We start from the raw sequence: 18,680 nt of genomic DNA on the forward strand, positions 1-18,680 counted from the left end.
ATGAAAACCATATTAATAGTAGATGATATATATGAAAACCTTTACTTGCTAAAAGTTATATTAGAAGAAGCAGGTTACAAGGTTGTGGAAGCAAAGGATGGAAAAGAAGGTTTAGATATACTAAAGACTACTTATGACCATAATGGAAAAGTAGATCTCATAATTTCAGATATTTTAATGCCAGTGATGGATGGCTATATATTCTGTCAAGAATGTAAAAAGGATAAACTGTTTAGTCAAATTCCATTTATATATTATACCTCGACTTATACAGAAAAGCTTGATGAAGAATTTGCATTAAAGTTAGGTGCTGTTCATTTTTTAAGGAAGCCTACAGATCAAGAAAAAATACTAAAAATTATTCAGGGAGTTCTTAAAGAGGATCAGGCAAAACCAAAACCTGTAAAAGACCTACAATATAACGAACAAGAAGTATTAAAGCTTTATAGTGAGCGCCTTATTAGTAAATTAGAGCAAAAAAAAATAGATTTAGATAAGGAGGTATCTGAACGTGTAAAAGCTGAGCAATTATTAATTCATAAAAATAAAATTTTAGATTTAATTGCTTTAAATACACCTATTGATGAGATATTTAATCAGTTGCTTCTAAATTTTGAATCGGTTCACCCCGATTATTTTGGGGCATTGAGTTTGTTAAACGAAGATGGCATTCATCTCAATCTAGTAGCCGCACCGTCATTGCCAGAACCTTATAATAAGGCAATGAAAATTGTTGAAATAGGTGCGTCTGTTGGCTCTTGTGGCACAGCTGCTTTTACTAAAAAACCAGTAATCGTTTCTGATATTAGCAGCGATAGATTGTGGAAGAATTATAAGGATGTCGCCTTAGAACATAAGCTTAAATCGTGCTGGTCATTACCGGTGTTATCTGAGAGTAATGAAGTTTTAGGAACTTTTGCAATTTATAGTCAGTCCATAAATGCACCTTCATTACAAGATATTCGCGAATTAAAATTAACACGTAGCTTAATTAATATCGTTATAGAAAAATTTAGGGTTAGAGATGAAATAAAGAAAAAAGACGAATCTTATAGAGCTTTAATAAATCAGGCAAGTGATGCTATCCTAACGTATACATTAGACGGAACCATACATTCCTTTAATAAGGCAACGTTTCAAATGTTAGGGTACTCTCAAGAGGAATTTTCTAAACTAAATATCAACGATTTTCTAGTTGGTGATTTTATTTCAGATCAAAAACTTTATGATCGCATATTAAAAGGAGAATCTGTGCTTTTTGAAAGGCAGATGATGTGCAAGGATAAGACAATATTAGATATTGAAATCACTGCAAAAAAACAAATAGACGGCAAAGTGTTGTCTATTGGGCGAGATATTACAGAACGTAAAAAAGTAGAAGTTAAACTTCAGGAAAGTGAATTTAACTTAAAGCAGTCTCAAATTGTTGCTAATATAGGGTCTTATGTGGTGGATTTAAAAGCGAGCAGTTGGGAAGGATCTGAAGTTTTAAATAAACTATTTGGTATTGACGGGACTTATATAAAAACTGTTGAAAGTTGGAATACTCTTATTCATCCCGATGAACAGGAAGAAATGCTAAATTACTTTGAACAGTGTGTCGCAAATCATGAGCGATTTACCAAAGAATACAGACTCATAAAATATAATACCAAAGAAGAAATTTGGGTTCATGGTATCGGAGAATTAATTTTTGATGAAAATAATAGCCCTATCAAATTAATAGGTACTATACAAGATATAACGGATCGTAAAACGTCTGAAATTAAACTTCAGGAAAGTGAATATAGTCTGAGGCAATCTCAAGTCGTTGGAAATATTGGTTCGTATGTATTAGATTTAAATACGAGAACTTGGGAGTCTTCTGCAGTATTAAATAGTGTTTTTGGTATTCCCGAATCTTATGTGAAAACAATTGATAGTTGGGTTGAGGTTATTCATCCAGATGAAAGAGAGGAAATGTTTAACTACCTAGAAAACGGAATCAAGAATAATAGAAAGTTTGATAAAGAATATAGGGTCGTTAAATTAAAGACAAAGGAGGAGATATGGGTACATGGTACCGGTGAAATTATTTATGATAACGATGGAAAATCGGTAAAAATGATTGGGACGATGCAAGATATAACGCATCGTAAGAAATCAGAAATAAAACTGCAGGAAAGCGAATATAACCTAAGACAATCACAGATTGTAGCTAAAATTGGATCGTATACCGTAGACATAGAATCTGGTGCTTGGGAAAGCTCTAAGGTTTTAGATAATATAATTGGTATTGATAACACTTACGAAAAATCAAGAGAAGGTTTAATCGCGCTCATACATCCAGATCATTTAGAAAAAACTATAGCGCATTATTATGATGCGATTGAAAACCGGAAGAAGATTGATTTAGAATTCAAAGCTATAACGCTTCATTCAAAAGAAGACGTTTGGATACATGTCCTTGGTGAACTAATTTTTGATAATAATTTTATTCCAGTAAAAGCAATTGGTACTGCTCAGGATATTTCAGAACGTAAAAAGCACGAATTAGAATTAAAAATTGCTAATGAGTTTTCAAGTAGCCTTTTGAAATCGATGCATGAAGGTTTGTATGCTATTAATTTAGACTCAGAGATAATCAGTGTAAATCCGTCGTTTTGTAAAATGACAGGTTTTACAGAAGACGAATTATTAGGAGTTAAACGGCCATACCCATTTTCAGTACCCGAATTAAAAAAAGAAAATGATAGACGGTACAAATTACTGATACAAAATAAAAATGAGAAAGATTATGAAAACACATATATGCGTAAAAACGGAGAACATTTTCCGGTGCATGTTATGGTTTCGAGTATATATGATGAAAATGGAGATAAAACGGCCAATTTCGCAACTGTAGAAGATATTACAGAACGAAGAAAAGCCGAGCAAAACTTAAAATTAGCAAAAGAGTTTAATGACAAGCTCATTATGTCTATGCAAGAGGGCTTAGTTATCGTGGATTTAAATGGTAAGATAGTGATGGTTAATGACTCTTATTGCAATATTGTGGGCTATTCAAGAGAAGAGCTGTTAAGCCTTAATTTGCCTTATCCATTTGTAAAGACAGAGGATCTAGAAAAAATATCAAATATTAATAAACAAGTTGCAAATGGTGAAGAGCCCTCTTCTCAATTTGAGTTTGTAAGAAAAAATGGGGAAACATTTTTAGCGTCCTTTTTATCTGGAAATATCAAAAATGATAACGGAGAAGTGATAGCATTATTCGGTACTATGAAAGATGTTTCCGAAGAAGAAAAAGCTAAAAAGGTTTTAGAAGATAACGCAAAAAAATCCTTAGAACGAAAAAATGTTATATTAGAATTGGCCAGTTTAGTGGGGAAAGATTATAAAGATGCCTTAGATAAAATTACCGCATTATCGGCAAAGACCTTAAATGTTGAAAGAGGAAGTATTTTAAAATTTAACGATAGCAGAACTGAAATGCTTTGCAAAAAGTTATATAATCGAAAAAATGACTCTTATGAAAGTGGTCAGGCTTTTCATAAACAAGGAAATGAAGCTTTTTTTGCAACCATAATTGAGAACAAAATAGTTAATGCGTCAAATGCACTAACTCATGAGTTATTTCAAGGGTCTTTAAATACTTATTTTATACCGTTAAATATAAAATCTAAACTAAGTATTCCAATACAGGGGATAGGTGGAGTTTATGGTATTTTGTGTTTTGAACAGGTAGATACGATGCATACATGGACTACGGATGAAGAAGAGTTCGCAACGTCTATTGCTAATCTGGTGTCCTTAATGATACAAAGTACAGAACGAAAATTGGCAGAAAAAGCATCTATTATAGCAAACGAGCAACTTACACTGGCAAATAATGAACTTAATAAACTTCGAAATCAATTAGAGCAAGAAAATGTATATCTAAGAAATGAGTTAGATTTAGTGTTTAACTATGAAGAAATGGTCTATGGAAGCGCAGAATTTAGTAATGTTCTCACGGAAATAGAAAAGGTGGCGCCAACCAACGCAACCGTATTGTTGCTTGGTGAGTCAGGTACAGGTAAAGAGTTGTTGGCGAGAGCTATTCATAATACAAGTACTCGTAATAAAAAACCTTTAATTAAAGTTAATTGTGCAGCGATCCCTAGAGAGTTGTTAGAGAGTGAATTATTTGGACATAAAAAAGGATCATTTACAGGAGCGTTTAATGATAAAATTGGAAAATTTGAATTGGCAGATGAGGGAACTTTGTTTTTAGATGAAATAGGGGAGTTACCTATAGATATGCAGCCAAAAATTTTAAGATTCTTACAAGAAGGAGAGATAGAAGTCATTGGAGGTGCTGGTACTAAAAAGTTGAATGTACGGGTGATTGCCGCAACGAATAGAGATTTAAAAGAAGAAATTAAAAACAAACGCTTTAGAGAGGATTTGTATTTTAGACTTCATGTATTTCCTATAATTGTACCTGCACTTCGCGACCGAAAAGATGATATTCCGTTATTAGTAGAGCATTTTGTAGATAAGTTTAATAAAGATTATGGTCGAAACATTAAATATATAGCGGATGAGTCTATGAATAAGCTCAAATCCTATAAATGGCCTGGGAATATTAGGGAGCTAGAGAATTTAATTGAACGCGCAACAATTTTATCTACAGAAGAAACATTGTTTATACCTGGATTTGAATCATCGAATCAAATAGTAAATCCTATCAATCAAAAAGACTTGTCTTTAGATGCTGCTCAGCGAGATCATATTCTTCAGGTGTTAGAGCAATGCAACTGGAAAATTAGTGGTCCAGATGGTGCTTCAAACCTATTGCAAATAAAACCGAGTACGTTACGGGATAGGATGAAAAAACTAGATTTAAAAAAACCTAAATAAAGCGGTAATCCGTTAATTCATAAAAACATCACAGAAGAGGTCACGGTATTCCGTGACTTTTTTAATGCTTTGGTTTTTAGGGTTTTAGATTTAATATGTTGATTTTCAGTGTTTTATGTTATTTTTAGTCGAAGTGTTTTTGTTTTGGCATATCAATTGGTATGTGTATCCCAAACAAATGATATGAGTGAAGATATTCAGTATGAAGGCATTAAAATTTGGGAAGACCAAAATATAATCCGTTGTAAATTAAGTCCAGTTTTTTTCAAAACTTATGATAAGTCGGAAAGAGAAGAGGTATTGTATAAAGCTATTTCTGTAATTTACGACAGGCAATACAAACCACTTCTATTAGATTTAAAACAATTAAATAGTTCAGATTCTATAGAATTATTTATACTAATTTCTAATAGTGTATCAATAAATACATTAGTACTTTCTAGAGTGTTCTTAGTCCGTTCTACAAGTCTAAGAATTTTATTAGCGATTAATAATATTACTGGTAATAAAGTGGTTCCTAATAAAATACATACAGATTTCAATGTGGCTCGTGCATACTGCCAAAATAATTATCAGATTTTTAATAATGCAAGTTAATAGGTTATTATGAGTAAAATCATTGGATTTAATAATGCCATATTTTGGACAGATCATACCGGCATTCTTTATTGTGAATTTAACAATGAAGATCCTAATTTTAAATTAGAATTAAAAAATGTTGAGCTGTACATCAAGGCTATTATAACGTTGTGCGACGGTAATGCTATGCCGTTTCTTATAGATTTAAAAAATACGCGCGGGACTTTTTCTGTTTCTGCAGCGAAATTGTTAGCTCAAAACCCTGAACTAATTAAATTGAGAATTTCAGAATCGTATGTGATTAATAGCTTGGGCGGAAAATTATTATTGTCTTTTTATAAACGACTTTATGATGATGCGACTCCGTTTGCAATATTTGAGGATATTATACTGGCAGAAGAATATGCCTTACAAACAAAATATAAGTTTCATAGAACGAATAATTTACAGCTTCAAGCGTAAATCATACATTGATAGATTGGTATTGGTAGTATAGATCATATTTGTAGACGAAATTAAGTGTTATAAACTTTTTTATAACATGATTTAAGATATAATCCCTTCGTAGAAATACGTAGGGCTTTTTTAATTTACAAAAAACCAAGATTGAAAAATTGTGGTTTTTAATGATGTTGCTGTATCTTTACGAATTAAATTTAGTATCAAGAATTTGAATTTTTTTTTATTAAACATTTTTTAAGTAGTTATGAAAAGTGTATCAAATTGTTATCTTCAGAAATTAATATCATATAAACAACCCATATTTTAAAAATTAGTAGTAAATGGATTTCACTAACCCCTTAGTTTACGGTGTTCCGGTTTTTTTAGCGCTTATTGCTTTAGAGCTGACTTACAGTAAAATTTTAGATGATAAGAAATTATATGAATGGAAAGATCTAATATCTAGTGTTTCCATAGGTATAGGATCAGCAGTTATTGCAGCATTAATAAAGACAGTCTCAATGATTGTTATTTTTGATTTTGTCTATGATATATTCAATCCATTAGTTGATGGTGTTCGTACAAATATTATGGGATACGAGTCTTTTGGGTATGCTTGGTATATTTGGGTGATTTGTATGCTTTTAGATGACTTTACCTATTATTGGTTTCACAGACAAAATCATATGGTTCGGTTTTTCTGGGCGGCACATATAGTACATCATTCTTCGGATAATTTTAATCTAGGAACTGCTGTTCGTAACGGTTGGTTTACTATTTTTTATAAGCCTTTTTTCTATGTATGGATCGTTATTATAGGTTTTCCACCAGAAATGCTTGTGGTTTGTTTAGGTATTGAAGCGTTGTGGCAATTTCAGTTGCATACCAAGTATATTAAGAAAATGGGTTTTATTGAAAAATTCGTTAATACGCATACCATGCACCAAGTACACCACGCAAGGAATATTGAGTATATGGACAAAAATCATGGTGGTTTCCTAAATATATTTGATAGAATATTTGGAACATGGAAAGAACTCGATGAGACCATTCCAATCGAATATGGTGTGTCAACTCCACCTAATTCTTATAATTTATTCGTTATTCTTACGCACGAATATAAAAATATTTGGGAGGATATGAAAAAATCTAAGAATTGGTATCACAAGTTCATGTATGTTTTTGCACCTCCTGGATGGAGTCACGATGGGAGTACACTAACCATAAAGCAAATGCGAGAGGAAATGGCAAAAGGAAAGAAGTACGAAGACTTCAAATAATAGTTTAGAATTAGTTTTACTCAAATAGAAACGACCTTAAACTTTAATCATTTTGGTGTTTTTTTTAATATCATAAGCTACTTGATAATAAAAGGGTGCCAACAATCCATAGCGTTAAAGATAACACACCACCTATAATTAAAAAGTGTTTAAATTTATAAACGCCTGTGCCATAAATAAGGGTGTTCGTTTGGTAGCCAACAGGTGTAAAGAAGCTAAAATTTGAACCGAACATAACAGCGAGTAAAAATGGTTTTATATCTAAACTTAAACCACTTGCCACAGCAATCGCAATGGGCGCCATAATAATAGCCGTGGCGTTATTTGAGATTACACCAGATAGAATAATGGTGATCCCAAATAATAAACCTAAAACAATAGTTGGATCTTGGTCACTCATAATATTCAAAAGATGTGTGGATATCCAAAGATCTGCTCCGCTATTAGTCATAGCGATTCCCAACGGAATCATGCCAGCTAGTAAAAAAACGATTTGCCAATTCACCTTTTGATAAACGCTTTCAAGCCGAATAATATTGGTGAGTAGCATTACAGAAACACCAACGAGTGAAGCGGTTAAAATACTGAGGACGCTAGTCGCTGCAAGAGAAATTACGCCTAGCAAAATTAAAATCGCCATCATCCGTTTCGATTTGGATACATTGGGTTTAAACTCGTGTTCATTTAAAATCGCAATATTTTCAATATGATATAAATCTGAAATTTTATGCTCTTGCATTTCAAGTAGAACGCGGTCTCCAGGTTTAAGATTAATATCGTCTATATTTTTTCGTAATAAACGCTCTCGCGTATTTCTTAAGTTTCTTCGTTTTTTTATAGCAATAGGGAATGCTCCTTCAAAAGACATTCGGCGCAAGCCTTTTAGGGTTTTTCCAATAAGATTGGAGCCTGGTAATATTAGAGTTTCAATATAAGTGAGGTCATTTTCCTCATCTTTATTATAATTATCAAGTTGTTGTTTTTGGCGCTTTTCATTTAAAACAAAACCGTTTTCCTTCATAAAAGCTTGGAAATTATCTAAATCACTCATCAATACTAAATTATCATTAGCCATGAGTTTAATGTATTTTCCTGGATCATTAATAACTTGATTATTTCGAATTAATTTAAGTAACTTAGAATCTTCTTGATTCATAAATTCAATGTCTCCAAACCGTTTACCAATTAAAGGAGAGTCTTCCGTAACTTTTACTGTGAAAACATAAGAATCGATATCATAATCACTAGATAAATTACGTCGTATGGTCTTAGGTAAAAATCTAGAAGCCAAGGTCATAATGACCAATCCAATTAGAAAAAAAATAATGCCATACCAAGTGAATTCAAAAAAGCTAAACACTTCAATACCATGCTTTTTTGCAATGGCATTGACGATTAAATTAGTAGAAGTACCCATTAATGTACAACTACCACCCAATATGCCAGCAAATGAAATGGGCATTAATAAACGTGATGAAGAGAAACCATATTTCTCAGATAATCTCGTTATTATTTTTATAAAGATAATGACAACGGCAGTGGTGCTGATAAACGCAGAGATGCTTGCGGATATAAACATAAAAGCAGGAGTTAATAAGATTAGTGGTACTGTTTTTAGTTTTTTAATACCATCTGAAAGTAATTGAATGACACCATTTTCTTCAAGTCCAACGGCTAAAATCATTAAAGCTAAAACTGTTATTGTTGCCGGATTGGCAAAACCACTAATAGCTTCCTCTGGTGTTGTAAGTTGTAGCAGAACTAAGGCTACTATAATGAAAAAAGAAATTTTATCAACCGGAAAGAGCTCTGTTACAAAAAGTAAAATGCTAATACCAACAATGATAAATACCAAAATTATTGAGAGCGCCATAGATTTTAAGATAAAATCTAAATTTAATTATAGAAAAATTAGCAGAGGTGCTCATTTCGAATTTTGATTGCTTTGATAACAAATCTTATCATCTATAGTTTTATTTTTCTAATAGATTACTATGGATTGTATATAAGTTAACCATGCTTGTTGTATTTAACGATATTTGCTTTAATTTTTATGACGCTCAATGTTTAAATTTATATACCGCTTCAATATGTTTAAAAAATCTATTTTACTTTTTATAATACTCTTGTCTACTCATATAATGCAAGCTCAGGTATATACGAAAAAAAAAATGCAGGATTCTATTGCTAAGCAACCTTATTTTTCAATACACAAAGACAACTTTTTTGTAACGGGAATACCAACAAATAAAGATGTTAACAGTGCAACCTCTAATGCCAAGTATCAAATAAGTTTTAAACAGGTTCTAACGCGAAGCAAATTACCCTTAGATACCTATTTGTTTTTAACCTATACTCAAAAATCATTTTGGAATATTTATGAGGAGTCCCTCCCTTTTAAGGATATCAATTTTAATCCTACAATTGCTTTGGGTAAGTACTTTTATGACAAGGAAGATCGATTAAAGGGTGTTGGGACATTAGCTTTTGAGCATGAATCTAATGGAAGGGATAGTTTAGAGTCTCGAAGTTGGAATCGTATAAGTTTTCAGTACACAACTAGTATTTTTAGAAATACTGTGGCAAGTTTTAAGGCTTGGTTGCCATTTGGTTACAAAGAAGGTAATCCAGATCTGTTAGAATACGTTGGATTAGGTCAAATAAATGTATCTCATACGTACCGGCCAGATAAATTAATCTATGATTTAAGAGTGCGTAAAGGTTTAAATTTTGAGGGTAAAGGATCCATTAGAGCACGGGTTTATTATAATCCATTCGATAATAATATTTCTAATCAATATCTAATGTTAGAGTGGTATGTTGGACAAGCTGAAGGTTTACTAAATTATCAGCAATCTCAAAGTATGATTAGAATTGGTTTTGTGATTAGAACAAATGAATTTAAATGGTTTAATGGGAGAAATAAATAAGGGTGAAGTGGGTTAATTACCTTTAATCCGTTTCCATAAATCTGACATCAATTGTTTGCCATCACGTTGTGTTTTCTCTTGTTCTATAAAGCTAACGTTTCCGGAAGCATCAACGTCAATTAAATACCTAAATACGAAGTTTTGTGATTGTGGTTCCGTACTTAATAACCCAAAACGCAAGTCATTATAGTATAATTTATCGTCTATTTTGTTAATGGTAAACCAGCCTTCAGAAATAGTAATCATTTGTTTTACTTTTTCATTTTGGATTAAATCACCCAGTAAGTGATGATTTTTTGGATAGGTTTCAAATTGAATATCTTGAGTATCAAAAAAGGAATAATCACCTAATAAATACTCGTCTTGTGTTTCCACATTAGCATTCCATAAAATAGTATTTAGTGGAGATGGTCTTGTGTCTATTTGTTTGTAAGCTATATTTTGCGTTTCTAAAGCGTTTTCAAAATGGGTGAATGCTAAACTTTTAAGTACAAATGTTAACGCTAAATAGGCTGTGCTTACCGTAAGTCCAATACCGTTATACCGACGCCGTTCAGCTGAGGTTCGTTTTTGAAACATCGCTAAAATCAAAAACACTAAAAAAGGTATGGTATATAATGGATCAACAACAAAAATGGTTTTAAAAGCTAATCTTAAATCCAGCGGCCAGAATAATTGCGTTCCCCAGGTGGTATGCGCATCTAAAATGGGATGAGTTATTAAAGCCCAGAAAAACAGCCACGACCAACCTTTAAATCCTTTATATGTTTCATAGCGAGACACTAGCCAACCAAAAACAGGAGCAAAGAATACCGAAAATAGAATCGAATGCGTAAAGCCACGATGAATCGCTAATGCAGATACCGTATCGGTGAAGTAAGACGCAAAGACGTCTAAATCTGGAATTGTACCAGCAATGGCACCATATAATATAGCCTTATTGCCAACCTTTCTTCCTAAAACAGCTTCTCCTACGGCTGCACCTAAGACAATTTGAGTGAGTGAATCCATATACAAGTTCAAAAATAGGATATGTAACTCATAAAGTATGAGATTTTACTCTAATTTTAACTAAAACATATTACTATTTTGGAAGTAAAAAAAATATAAATTATTAAAGAATTTAAGCTTATAAAAAATTTATTTTTTTGTATCTTAGATGTACTAAAATTAACGTGTTTTTTTAATAGAAATTTTATTCTAAAAACCTGAAAATTTAAGCTTTAAATGTAATTTTTTTAGAATTATCTACGATTCTACAATTTAGATGATTCATAGTCTAAATATAGTAATATGAAATTGCTAGGACATAGTTTATTAAGTCAGGGTGTTAAGGCATCCACAGCATATACTTTAACTACTTTAACTACTTTAATTACTTTAACTACTTTAACTACTTTAACTGCTGTAACACAACTCGCTAAAAATTTTCAATCATCAATCACTTCTATTTGCGTATGGTCAGATGTTATTCTATTCGATAGCATTAAACATCTTCAAGATACGTGTTATCATGTGTTTAGAACCATACAATTACGTGTTGTTAATGGTAGTGCTATACATTCTACAAATAGCCAAATTCGCAATGCAGTGTCAATTCCGAAATCTCACAATACTTATAATTTACAGGTTTACAAGAAAAATATAAAACAAATTCGAAATACAGGATAGGAACGCTCAAATTCATAGTTAACATAACGCAATTATTCAAGTTAACTGCGGTGCAAATGCTACTAACTTAAATATAAGTTTTGGTTGAATCCGTCAGCTTTTCGATAAACTTAGTCACAAAAAGGCCTAATATAAATTAAGCCAATAGGCGTTGTTATGCCAAAATTTAAGGTGATACTCGAATTATAAAATGTTGATTAATATCTAAATAGATAATATGCAAAAAGCAAAAGGAAAGGTCCTTAGTGTTAATGAGTCCCTTGTTGGTGTAGAAACCACCCAAGGTGCTGTTATGAATGGTGAGGTGGCCTATATCGTTTTAGAAGACGGTAAACGTTTAAAATCTGAGGTTATTGATGTCAAATCCGGCCAAATGGTCTATCTGCAAGTTTTTGAAGATACCAGTTGGATGCGTATCGGTGATTTGGTAGAATTTTCTGGATTGCCCTTAGCGGTAAAGCTGGGACCAGGTATTTTAGGGTCTGTGACAGATGGACTTCAAAATCCTTTATATGAACTCGCTAAAACCGAGTGGTTTTTAGAACGCGGTATTGTGGTTGAGCCTTTAGATAATGTCACCACATGGGAATTTACTCCTAAAGTGAGTATCGGAGATAACGTAACAGGAGGTGACGTATTAGGGACTGTACCAGAAAAAATATTTGAACATAAGATTTTTGTACCGTTTTCTTTAAGCTCAAATTTTGAAATCATAGAGATTGCAGAAAAAGGAGCTTACACTATAGATGATCCTATTGCAAAAATTAAGGACGATTCTGGTACTATTAAGGAGCTCACTATGGCTTTTGAATGGCCCGTAAAAGTAGCCATGCCATTTAACGAACGTTCTGTTCCTGAAAAACCGCTACCAACCGGTATTAGAATTTTAGATTCGCTTTTCCCGATTGCTTATGGTGGTACAGCTTGTAATCCTGGACCTTTTGGCGCAGGTAAAACGGTACTGCAACATAGTTTAGCGCGACATTCGCAAGCAGATATTGTAATTATTGCAGCGTGTGGTGAACGTGCAGGAGAAGCTGTGGAAGTCTTTAAAGATTTCCCCGAGTTGATTGATCCACGTACAGGGAAATCATTAATGGACAGAACTTATATTGTTGGTAACACCTCTTCAATGCCTGTTGCAGCCAGAGAGGCATCTGTTTATTTGGCCACTACCGTAGGTGAATATTATAGAAAACAAGGCCTTAACGTGCTTATTTTAGCTGATTCTACATCGCGTTGGGCACAAGCTTTACGAGAAACATCGGGAAGAAAGGAGGAAATCCCAGGGCCAGAAGCCTTTCCAATGTATATTTCTACACTGATTTCAGCATTTTACGATAGAGCAGGAGTTGATGTTTTAAAAGATGGCTCTGTTGGGTCGCTTAGTATCATAGGAACGGTGTCGCCTGCAGGTGGTAATTTTGATGAACCTGTCACCCAAGCCACATTACTAAGTACGGGCTCATTTTGGGGATTGTCTAGAGCCTTATCCGATGCAAGAAAATATCCAGCTATAGATCGTATTGATAGTAATTCTAAATATCCGTCTTTATTAAAAGAAGAGGAAGTGACGTATTTATTAGAATTGCTTCGTGATGGGAAATCAATCGCTTCCAACATTTTATTAATGGGAGAAAAAGGAATTACGGACGAGACATACATTCGCTATCAAAAATCCGAATTACTCGATGCGGTATTCTTGCAACAAAATAGTTTTAATGACATTGATGGTGTGACCAATCCAGAGCGTTTACGACTCATGTTCGATATGGTTTTTGCCATTATTGAAGCGCCTATTGATCTGAAGGGAAAAGAAGAGATTCGTACGCATTTCAACTTTTTAAGACAAGCCTTTTTAGATTGGAACTATATGTCTGTAAACGATGAGAATTTCGAAAAACAACACACAAAATTAATAAACCTAGTTAAACAAAGAACGTATGCTTAAAAAAACCTATGAGAATATAGATAGTATTGGACGTTCCATACTGAGTATAAAAGCAGAAGGCGTTCATAATAAAGAATTAGCTGAGGTTATTTACCCTAATGGAGACAAAGCATTTGCACAGGTTATCGCACTGAATAATGATGAGGTGACTTTACAATTATTTGGAGGTGGATTTGGAGTGTCAACCGATTGTAAAATCCGATTTTTAGGAAAGCCAATTCAAGTTGGATTTTCAGATGATATGTTGGGTCGTGTGTATTCTGGTAACGGAAAACCTATTGATGGTGGTCCAGAATTAGTGACCGATATGGTTCGTGTTGCAGGACCATCTATTAATCCTGTGAAGCGACTCATTCCTAAACACATGATTAGAACAGGAGTGCCAATGATTGATGTGTTTAACACTTTGGTACGTTCTCAAAAAATTCCAATTTTCGCCAAAGCAGGGGAACCTTACAACCGTTTATTGGCGAATATTGCGACGCAAACCGATGCCGATATAATTATTATTGGAGGTGTAGGTTTAAAATACGACGAGTTTCATTATTTCAGGCAACGTATTGAAGAGGCTGGTAGTAAAAGTAAAACCATAATGTTTGTGCATACGCATCGAGATTCTATTGTGGAAGGCTTAATGGTGCCCGACTTAGCCTTGGCTGTTGGAGAAAAATTCGCGCTTCAAGGTAAAAATGTATTTGTGCTGTTATCAGATATGACGCAATGGTCTGATTATTTACGTCAGGTGGCTAATGCACAAGATCAAATTCCTGCAAATCAGGGCTATCCTGGAGATTTATATTCGCAGCTGGCCAGTCGTTATGAAAAAGCCGCAGATATTGAAGGTGCTGGTAGTTTAACCATTCTTGGTGTAACGACTATGGACGATGTAACGCATCCTGTTCCTGATAATACAGGTTACATTACCGAAGGTCAGTTTTATATGAAAGATGGCTTCCTTGAACTTTTTGGATCGTTAAGTCGATTAAAACAACAGGTGAATGATAAAACGCGAGAAGATCACAGAAGTATTATGAATGTTATGGCACGACTTTTATCAGAAGCCGAAGAGCGTGTAAAAGCACAAAAATTTGGATCGGTAAAGGATGACTATTCGTTTCGGTTGTTAGATTATCGTAAAGCGTTTCAAAAAGAATTGATGGATCCATTTAGATATTTAGAGTTAGAAGATGCCCTTGATTTGTGTTGGGATATTCTTGCTAAGTATTTCAAAAAAGAAGAAGTCGGCTTGTCATCAAAATTAATTGAAGCGTTTTGGCCAAAAGAAGGAGAATACAAAATTTTAAAATCGCAGGGTAATGAGTGATAAAACATTAGATCAGTTAATAGAAACGATTAAATCTGAAGCTATTGAAGCTGCAGAAGTAAAGGCCAAAGCCATAATTGATAAAGCTCAAACAGAAGCCGAAGCTATTGTGCATAATGCTGAACAAAAAAGGGAAGAACTCATTAAAAGTGGAGAAGAAGAAGCTGAGGGTACACTTGCTAAAGGTCAAAAGGCCTTACAGCAAGCCGCGCGCGATTTATCAATTACGCTTCAAAATGATATTAAAAAGCTTCTTGATGCCGTATTGCAGAAAGAGGTAGATGATGCGTTTTCGCCAGAATTAATGCAAACGGCAATTTTAAAAGTTGTGGAACAAATTGGTGGAAATAGCGAAGTGAAATTACCAGAAGTTTTGCATAACGACATTGCGGCTTACATTCATAAACAGCTTAAGGATGCTAAGACTTTACCAAAACTAAGCATTGATACAACTTTAGTAAACGGATTTTCGATTACTAAAAAAGATGCAGGTTGGAGTTATGAAATAACGCCAAAAGAAATTGCTGATTTATTGAATACGCATTTAAGTAGCAAATGGGTAGAATTATTAAAAAATAACGCTTAAGTATGCTTAGTGGAAATCTAGAATATTTAATAAGTAGTTTGCCGCAATTGCAGTTTGGTTCGTCAGTTGAGGACAAGCAGCGTGTGCATTCTGTTTTTCAAACCTATAGCATGAATGATGGTGATATCAATTTAATTACTGTTTTAGATGATGAAGCTTCAAAATATTTATCGGCAAAAAAGGCAGAAATATTTAAACAGATTAGTTTAAATACAGCAAATCATCAGCGATTTCAAGAACATGGAGATGCCGTTTTATCCGGTTTTTCAAGTTTTCTTTCCAATTTAAAGGAAAAAATAAAGCTATTGCGATTATCGCGAAATCAAGATACAACATATGTTTCAAGTCCTTTGGAAGCACTTCAACTAAAACCAGGTAATCCTTTAGAGGAAGAACTGCAGTTGTTAGAATTACAATGGCATGAGTTGGAGGAATTGTCAATTGGTCATTTTTCAGATTTCAGCGCCTTAATAGCTTATAAACTCAAACTTCTTTTACTACAACGTTTATGGAGTTTTGATGAAACGGAAGGCTTTATACAGTATTCAAAATTTATAAAAATCACAGAGGACAATGGCTGATAAGATTTTAATGAATAAAAACACCCTTGCAGCTTTAAAATTAGAGCTTCAAGAATACAAGACCGCCTTGCCAGTTTTTGAAATGAAGGAACAGCAATTAAAGGAAGTGGTGCAAACTATTTATGATAATGTGCAACGTTTAGAAAAGACTATTGAAACTATAAATGAAGAGACTAAACCTTGGGTTGCAGTGTTTGCAGAAGCCAATGAGGATTTAAATTCTATTGTAAAATTTAAAGATATTCAAACATCAAAGAAAGAGATCGCAGGTGTAAGTATTGAGTTGTTTGAAGATATTAGTTTTGAGGCTTATGAAAAGGATTTTTATAACACACCACTTTGGGTAGATGCTGCCATTAGTGTTATTAAAGATCAGAAGACTAATTACAGAATAATTGAATTAGAAAAGAAAAATTTAGAAGTACTTCAGGAAGAGCTTGCAGAAGCACGTCGTATGAAAAATGCATTAAAAGAAGTTTTTATTCCTGATGCACAGCATAATATTAGAAAAATTGAAATTTACCTTGGTGACGTTGAGCGTTTGGCAATTGGTTGTGCCAAATTAGTGAAGAAGAAAAAACTAACTAAAACTAGCGCTTTATGATTGTTAGGATGAAGGAAATATTACTTTTTACAACTGCAAAATCTGTGGATGATACTGTGCAGCGTCTTGGCGAGCTAGGTGTTTTAGATGTCAAGGAAATTAAAGTACCTAAAAGTGAAGCTATAACTAGTTTTCAAAAACAACTTGAGGCCATTGAAGCTGCTATCTTGCAATTAGAGCCTTATATATCTAAAAGTACTGAAGCTTTAAGAACTGTAGTATATAATATTAGTGATCCCAAGCAAATGGTAGATCGCATACTTAAAGCTAAAGCTTTTGAAAATGAATGCCAGAAACGATTAGACGTACTCAAAAAACAGTTAGATTGGTATAAGACTTGGGGTGAAAAAACTGTAGTGCAAGATTTTAAACAACTCGCGGATAAATCTATTTATTTACGGTTGTATAATGTTGATAAACAACTTGTATCACAATTACAGAAAGACCATGTGATAAGTACTTTTGCAGAAAAAGACGGAAAAGTACCCATAGTCCTTTTCACAAGAGACGAAAATGAAACGCTTCCATTTAAAGAGGCGTTATTGCCCAAGGCGAGTTTTGAATCTATTTCAGAACAAATTTCTCGTAAGGAACGTCAATTAGAAGCGGTTGATGTATTCTTAGAAGACCAAGCACAAAGTCTATTGATTTTAGAAGATTACAAAGATATGTTATCTGACCGCTTAGCTGTTGAGCAAACAACAGAAGGTATGGGTGATATTGAAGGAAAATGTAATTATCTTAAAGGCTATTTACCAAAAACAGAAGTTTCGGCATTTAAAGAAGCTGCCAAAGCTTATAATTGGGGATATAGTATTTCAGATCCAGAAAAACCTGAAGATGTTCCGGTTTATATTAAAAATCCAAAGTGGATTAGTACGATTGATCCTGTAATGAAGTTCATAGATATTGTACCAGGTTATAAAGAGGTCGATGTATCTATTTACTTTTTAATCGCTTTTGCGTTATTCTTTGCCATGTTAGTTGGTGACGCTGGCTATGGGCTAATATTTTTGCTATTAGTTTTAATTTTTAGAAAAAAACTACCAACGCAAGCCCGTGTTTTAGTAATGGTTTTGAGTATTTCAACCATTATTTGGGGAATTTTAAGTGGGACGTATTTTGGATCTTCAGAAATTGCCGAACTCCCTTTTTTTAAAATGTTAATTGTAGATAATATTTCTAGTTTTGGAGTTGATAATGTATCCTTTATGATGCACTTGTCGTTCTTAATTGGTGCGATTCATTTAACAATTGCACATAGTGTAAGAGCAGTACAATTTATAAATTCCATAAGAGCACTCAGTCAATTAGGTTGGATTGCATTAGTATGGGGTTTATTTTTTGTCACCGAACAATTAGTTTTAGGTATAGATATGCCTGAATGGGGACTTTGGCTTTTTGTTGCAGGTGGACTCTTAGTCGCTTTGTTTTCTGTAGAAAGTAAAAACTTTTTTAAAAGTATGCTTATTTCTATTGCGAATTTGCCGCTGAGCCTCATTAGTGGTTTTTCGGATATCGTGTCTTATGTACGTCTTTTTGCAGTGGGAATGGCAACAGCAGCGGTAGCCGCAAGTTTCAATACTATGATTTTGTCCTCAGGAATTGAAAATATGGGCATTCTCGAAATTTTATTTGCTGCCATAGCCTTGCTACTTGGTCATGGATTAAATATCGCTTTAGCACTAATGGCAGTCATGGTTCATGGCATACGTCTCAATATGCTTGAATTTGCAAGTCATTTAGGAGTTGATTTTTCAGGTGAAGCGTATAAACCTTTTAAATTAATAACATCAGATCGGTATTATAAATCGAAAGAAACAGAAATTTTGAAAACAATATAACTCAGTAT

At 33.5% G+C, this 18,680-nt stretch carries 14 protein-coding genes; 12 read left to right on the top strand and 2 right to left on the bottom strand.

Annotated features, from left to right (window positions below):
- The 4 genes from KO515_RS18815 (at window position 1) to KO515_RS08620 (ending at window position 7,181) form a co-directional block, all read left to right on the top strand.
- Window positions 1-4,881 (top strand): PAS domain S-box protein, encoded by a 4,881-nt coding sequence (locus KO515_RS18815; RefSeq protein ID WP_252723818.1) that lies wholly within the window; start codon window positions 1-3, stop codon window positions 4,879-4,881.
- Between the two features lie 183 nt (window positions 4,882-5,064).
- Entirely contained in the window at window positions 5,065-5,478 is a 414-nt protein-coding gene (locus tag KO515_RS08610) for a hypothetical protein (protein WP_215935964.1), read from the top strand.
- 9 nt (window positions 5,479-5,487) lie between these two features.
- Window positions 5,488-5,922, top strand: coding sequence for a DUF7793 family protein (locus KO515_RS08615; protein ID WP_215935965.1), 435 nt, complete (start codon window positions 5,488-5,490; stop codon window positions 5,920-5,922).
- Between the two features lie 320 nt (window positions 5,923-6,242).
- Window positions 6,243-7,181: a sterol desaturase family protein gene (locus KO515_RS08620; RefSeq protein ID WP_215935966.1), complete on the top strand. Its 939-nt coding sequence runs from the start codon at window positions 6,243-6,245 to the stop codon at window positions 7,179-7,181.
- Window positions 7,182-7,251: 70 nt separating this feature from the next.
- Here the strand turns inward: KO515_RS08620 and KO515_RS08625 are convergent, their stop codons facing one another.
- Entirely contained in the window at window positions 7,252-9,054 is a 1,803-nt protein-coding gene (locus KO515_RS08625; RefSeq protein ID WP_215935967.1) for an SLC13 family permease, read from the bottom strand.
- Between the two features lie 298 nt (window positions 9,055-9,352).
- Between KO515_RS08625 and KO515_RS08630 the strand changes: the two genes are divergently transcribed.
- Window positions 9,353-10,111, top strand: coding sequence for a phospholipase A (locus tag KO515_RS08630; protein WP_252723819.1), 759 nt, complete (start codon window positions 9,353-9,355; stop codon window positions 10,109-10,111).
- Window positions 10,112-10,123: 12 nt separating this feature from the next.
- Here KO515_RS08630 and KO515_RS08635 read toward each other — a convergent pair whose 3' ends face one another.
- On the bottom strand, window positions 10,124-11,122 hold the full coding sequence (locus tag KO515_RS08635; RefSeq protein WP_215935969.1) for a metal-dependent hydrolase: 999 nt from the start codon (window positions 11,120-11,122) through the stop codon (window positions 10,124-10,126).
- A gap of 282 nt (window positions 11,123-11,404) precedes the next feature.
- Between KO515_RS08635 and KO515_RS08640 the strand changes: the two genes are divergently transcribed.
- From KO515_RS08640 to KO515_RS08670, 7 genes are all read left to right on the top strand, one after another.
- Window positions 11,405-11,782 carry a hypothetical protein gene (locus KO515_RS08640; RefSeq protein ID WP_215935970.1) on the top strand — a complete coding sequence of 126 codons (378 nt, stop codon included), beginning with the start codon at window positions 11,405-11,407 and terminating at the stop codon, window positions 11,780-11,782.
- A gap of 217 nt (window positions 11,783-11,999) precedes the next feature.
- Complete coding sequence (locus KO515_RS08645; RefSeq protein ID WP_215935971.1) at window positions 12,000-13,733, top strand: V-type ATP synthase subunit A; 1,734 nt, start codon at window positions 12,000-12,002, stop codon at window positions 13,731-13,733.
- Complete coding sequence (locus KO515_RS08650) at window positions 13,726-15,057, top strand: V-type ATP synthase subunit B (RefSeq protein WP_178984927.1); 1,332 nt, start codon at window positions 13,726-13,728, stop codon at window positions 15,055-15,057. Before KO515_RS08645 ends, KO515_RS08650 begins: the two co-directional genes overlap by 8 nt.
- Window positions 15,050-15,643, top strand: coding sequence for an HrpE/YscL family type III secretion apparatus protein (locus tag KO515_RS08655; protein WP_215935972.1), 594 nt, complete (start codon window positions 15,050-15,052; stop codon window positions 15,641-15,643). The genes KO515_RS08650 and KO515_RS08655 overlap by 8 nt, the downstream gene beginning before the upstream one ends.
- 2 nt (window positions 15,644-15,645) lie before the next feature.
- The gene (locus tag KO515_RS08660; RefSeq protein WP_215935973.1) at window positions 15,646-16,224 is read left to right on the top strand and encodes a hypothetical protein; all 579 of its coding nucleotides are present in this window, start codon (window positions 15,646-15,648) and stop codon (window positions 16,222-16,224) included.
- A complete protein-coding gene (locus KO515_RS08665) occupies window positions 16,217-16,828 on the top strand; it encodes a V-type ATP synthase subunit D (protein WP_215935974.1) in 612 nt (203 codons plus the stop codon). The genes KO515_RS08660 and KO515_RS08665 overlap by 8 nt, the downstream gene beginning before the upstream one ends.
- Complete coding sequence (locus KO515_RS08670; protein WP_215935975.1) at window positions 16,825-18,672, top strand: V-type ATP synthase subunit I; 1,848 nt, start codon at window positions 16,825-16,827, stop codon at window positions 18,670-18,672. Before KO515_RS08665 ends, KO515_RS08670 begins: the two co-directional genes overlap by 4 nt.
- Window positions 18,673-18,680: the final 8 nt, after the last annotated feature.

Origin of the sequence: Winogradskyella psychrotolerans (assembly GCF_018860545.1) — a bacterium.
Lineage (GTDB): Bacteria > Bacteroidota > Bacteroidia > Flavobacteriales > Flavobacteriaceae > Winogradskyella > Winogradskyella psychrotolerans_A.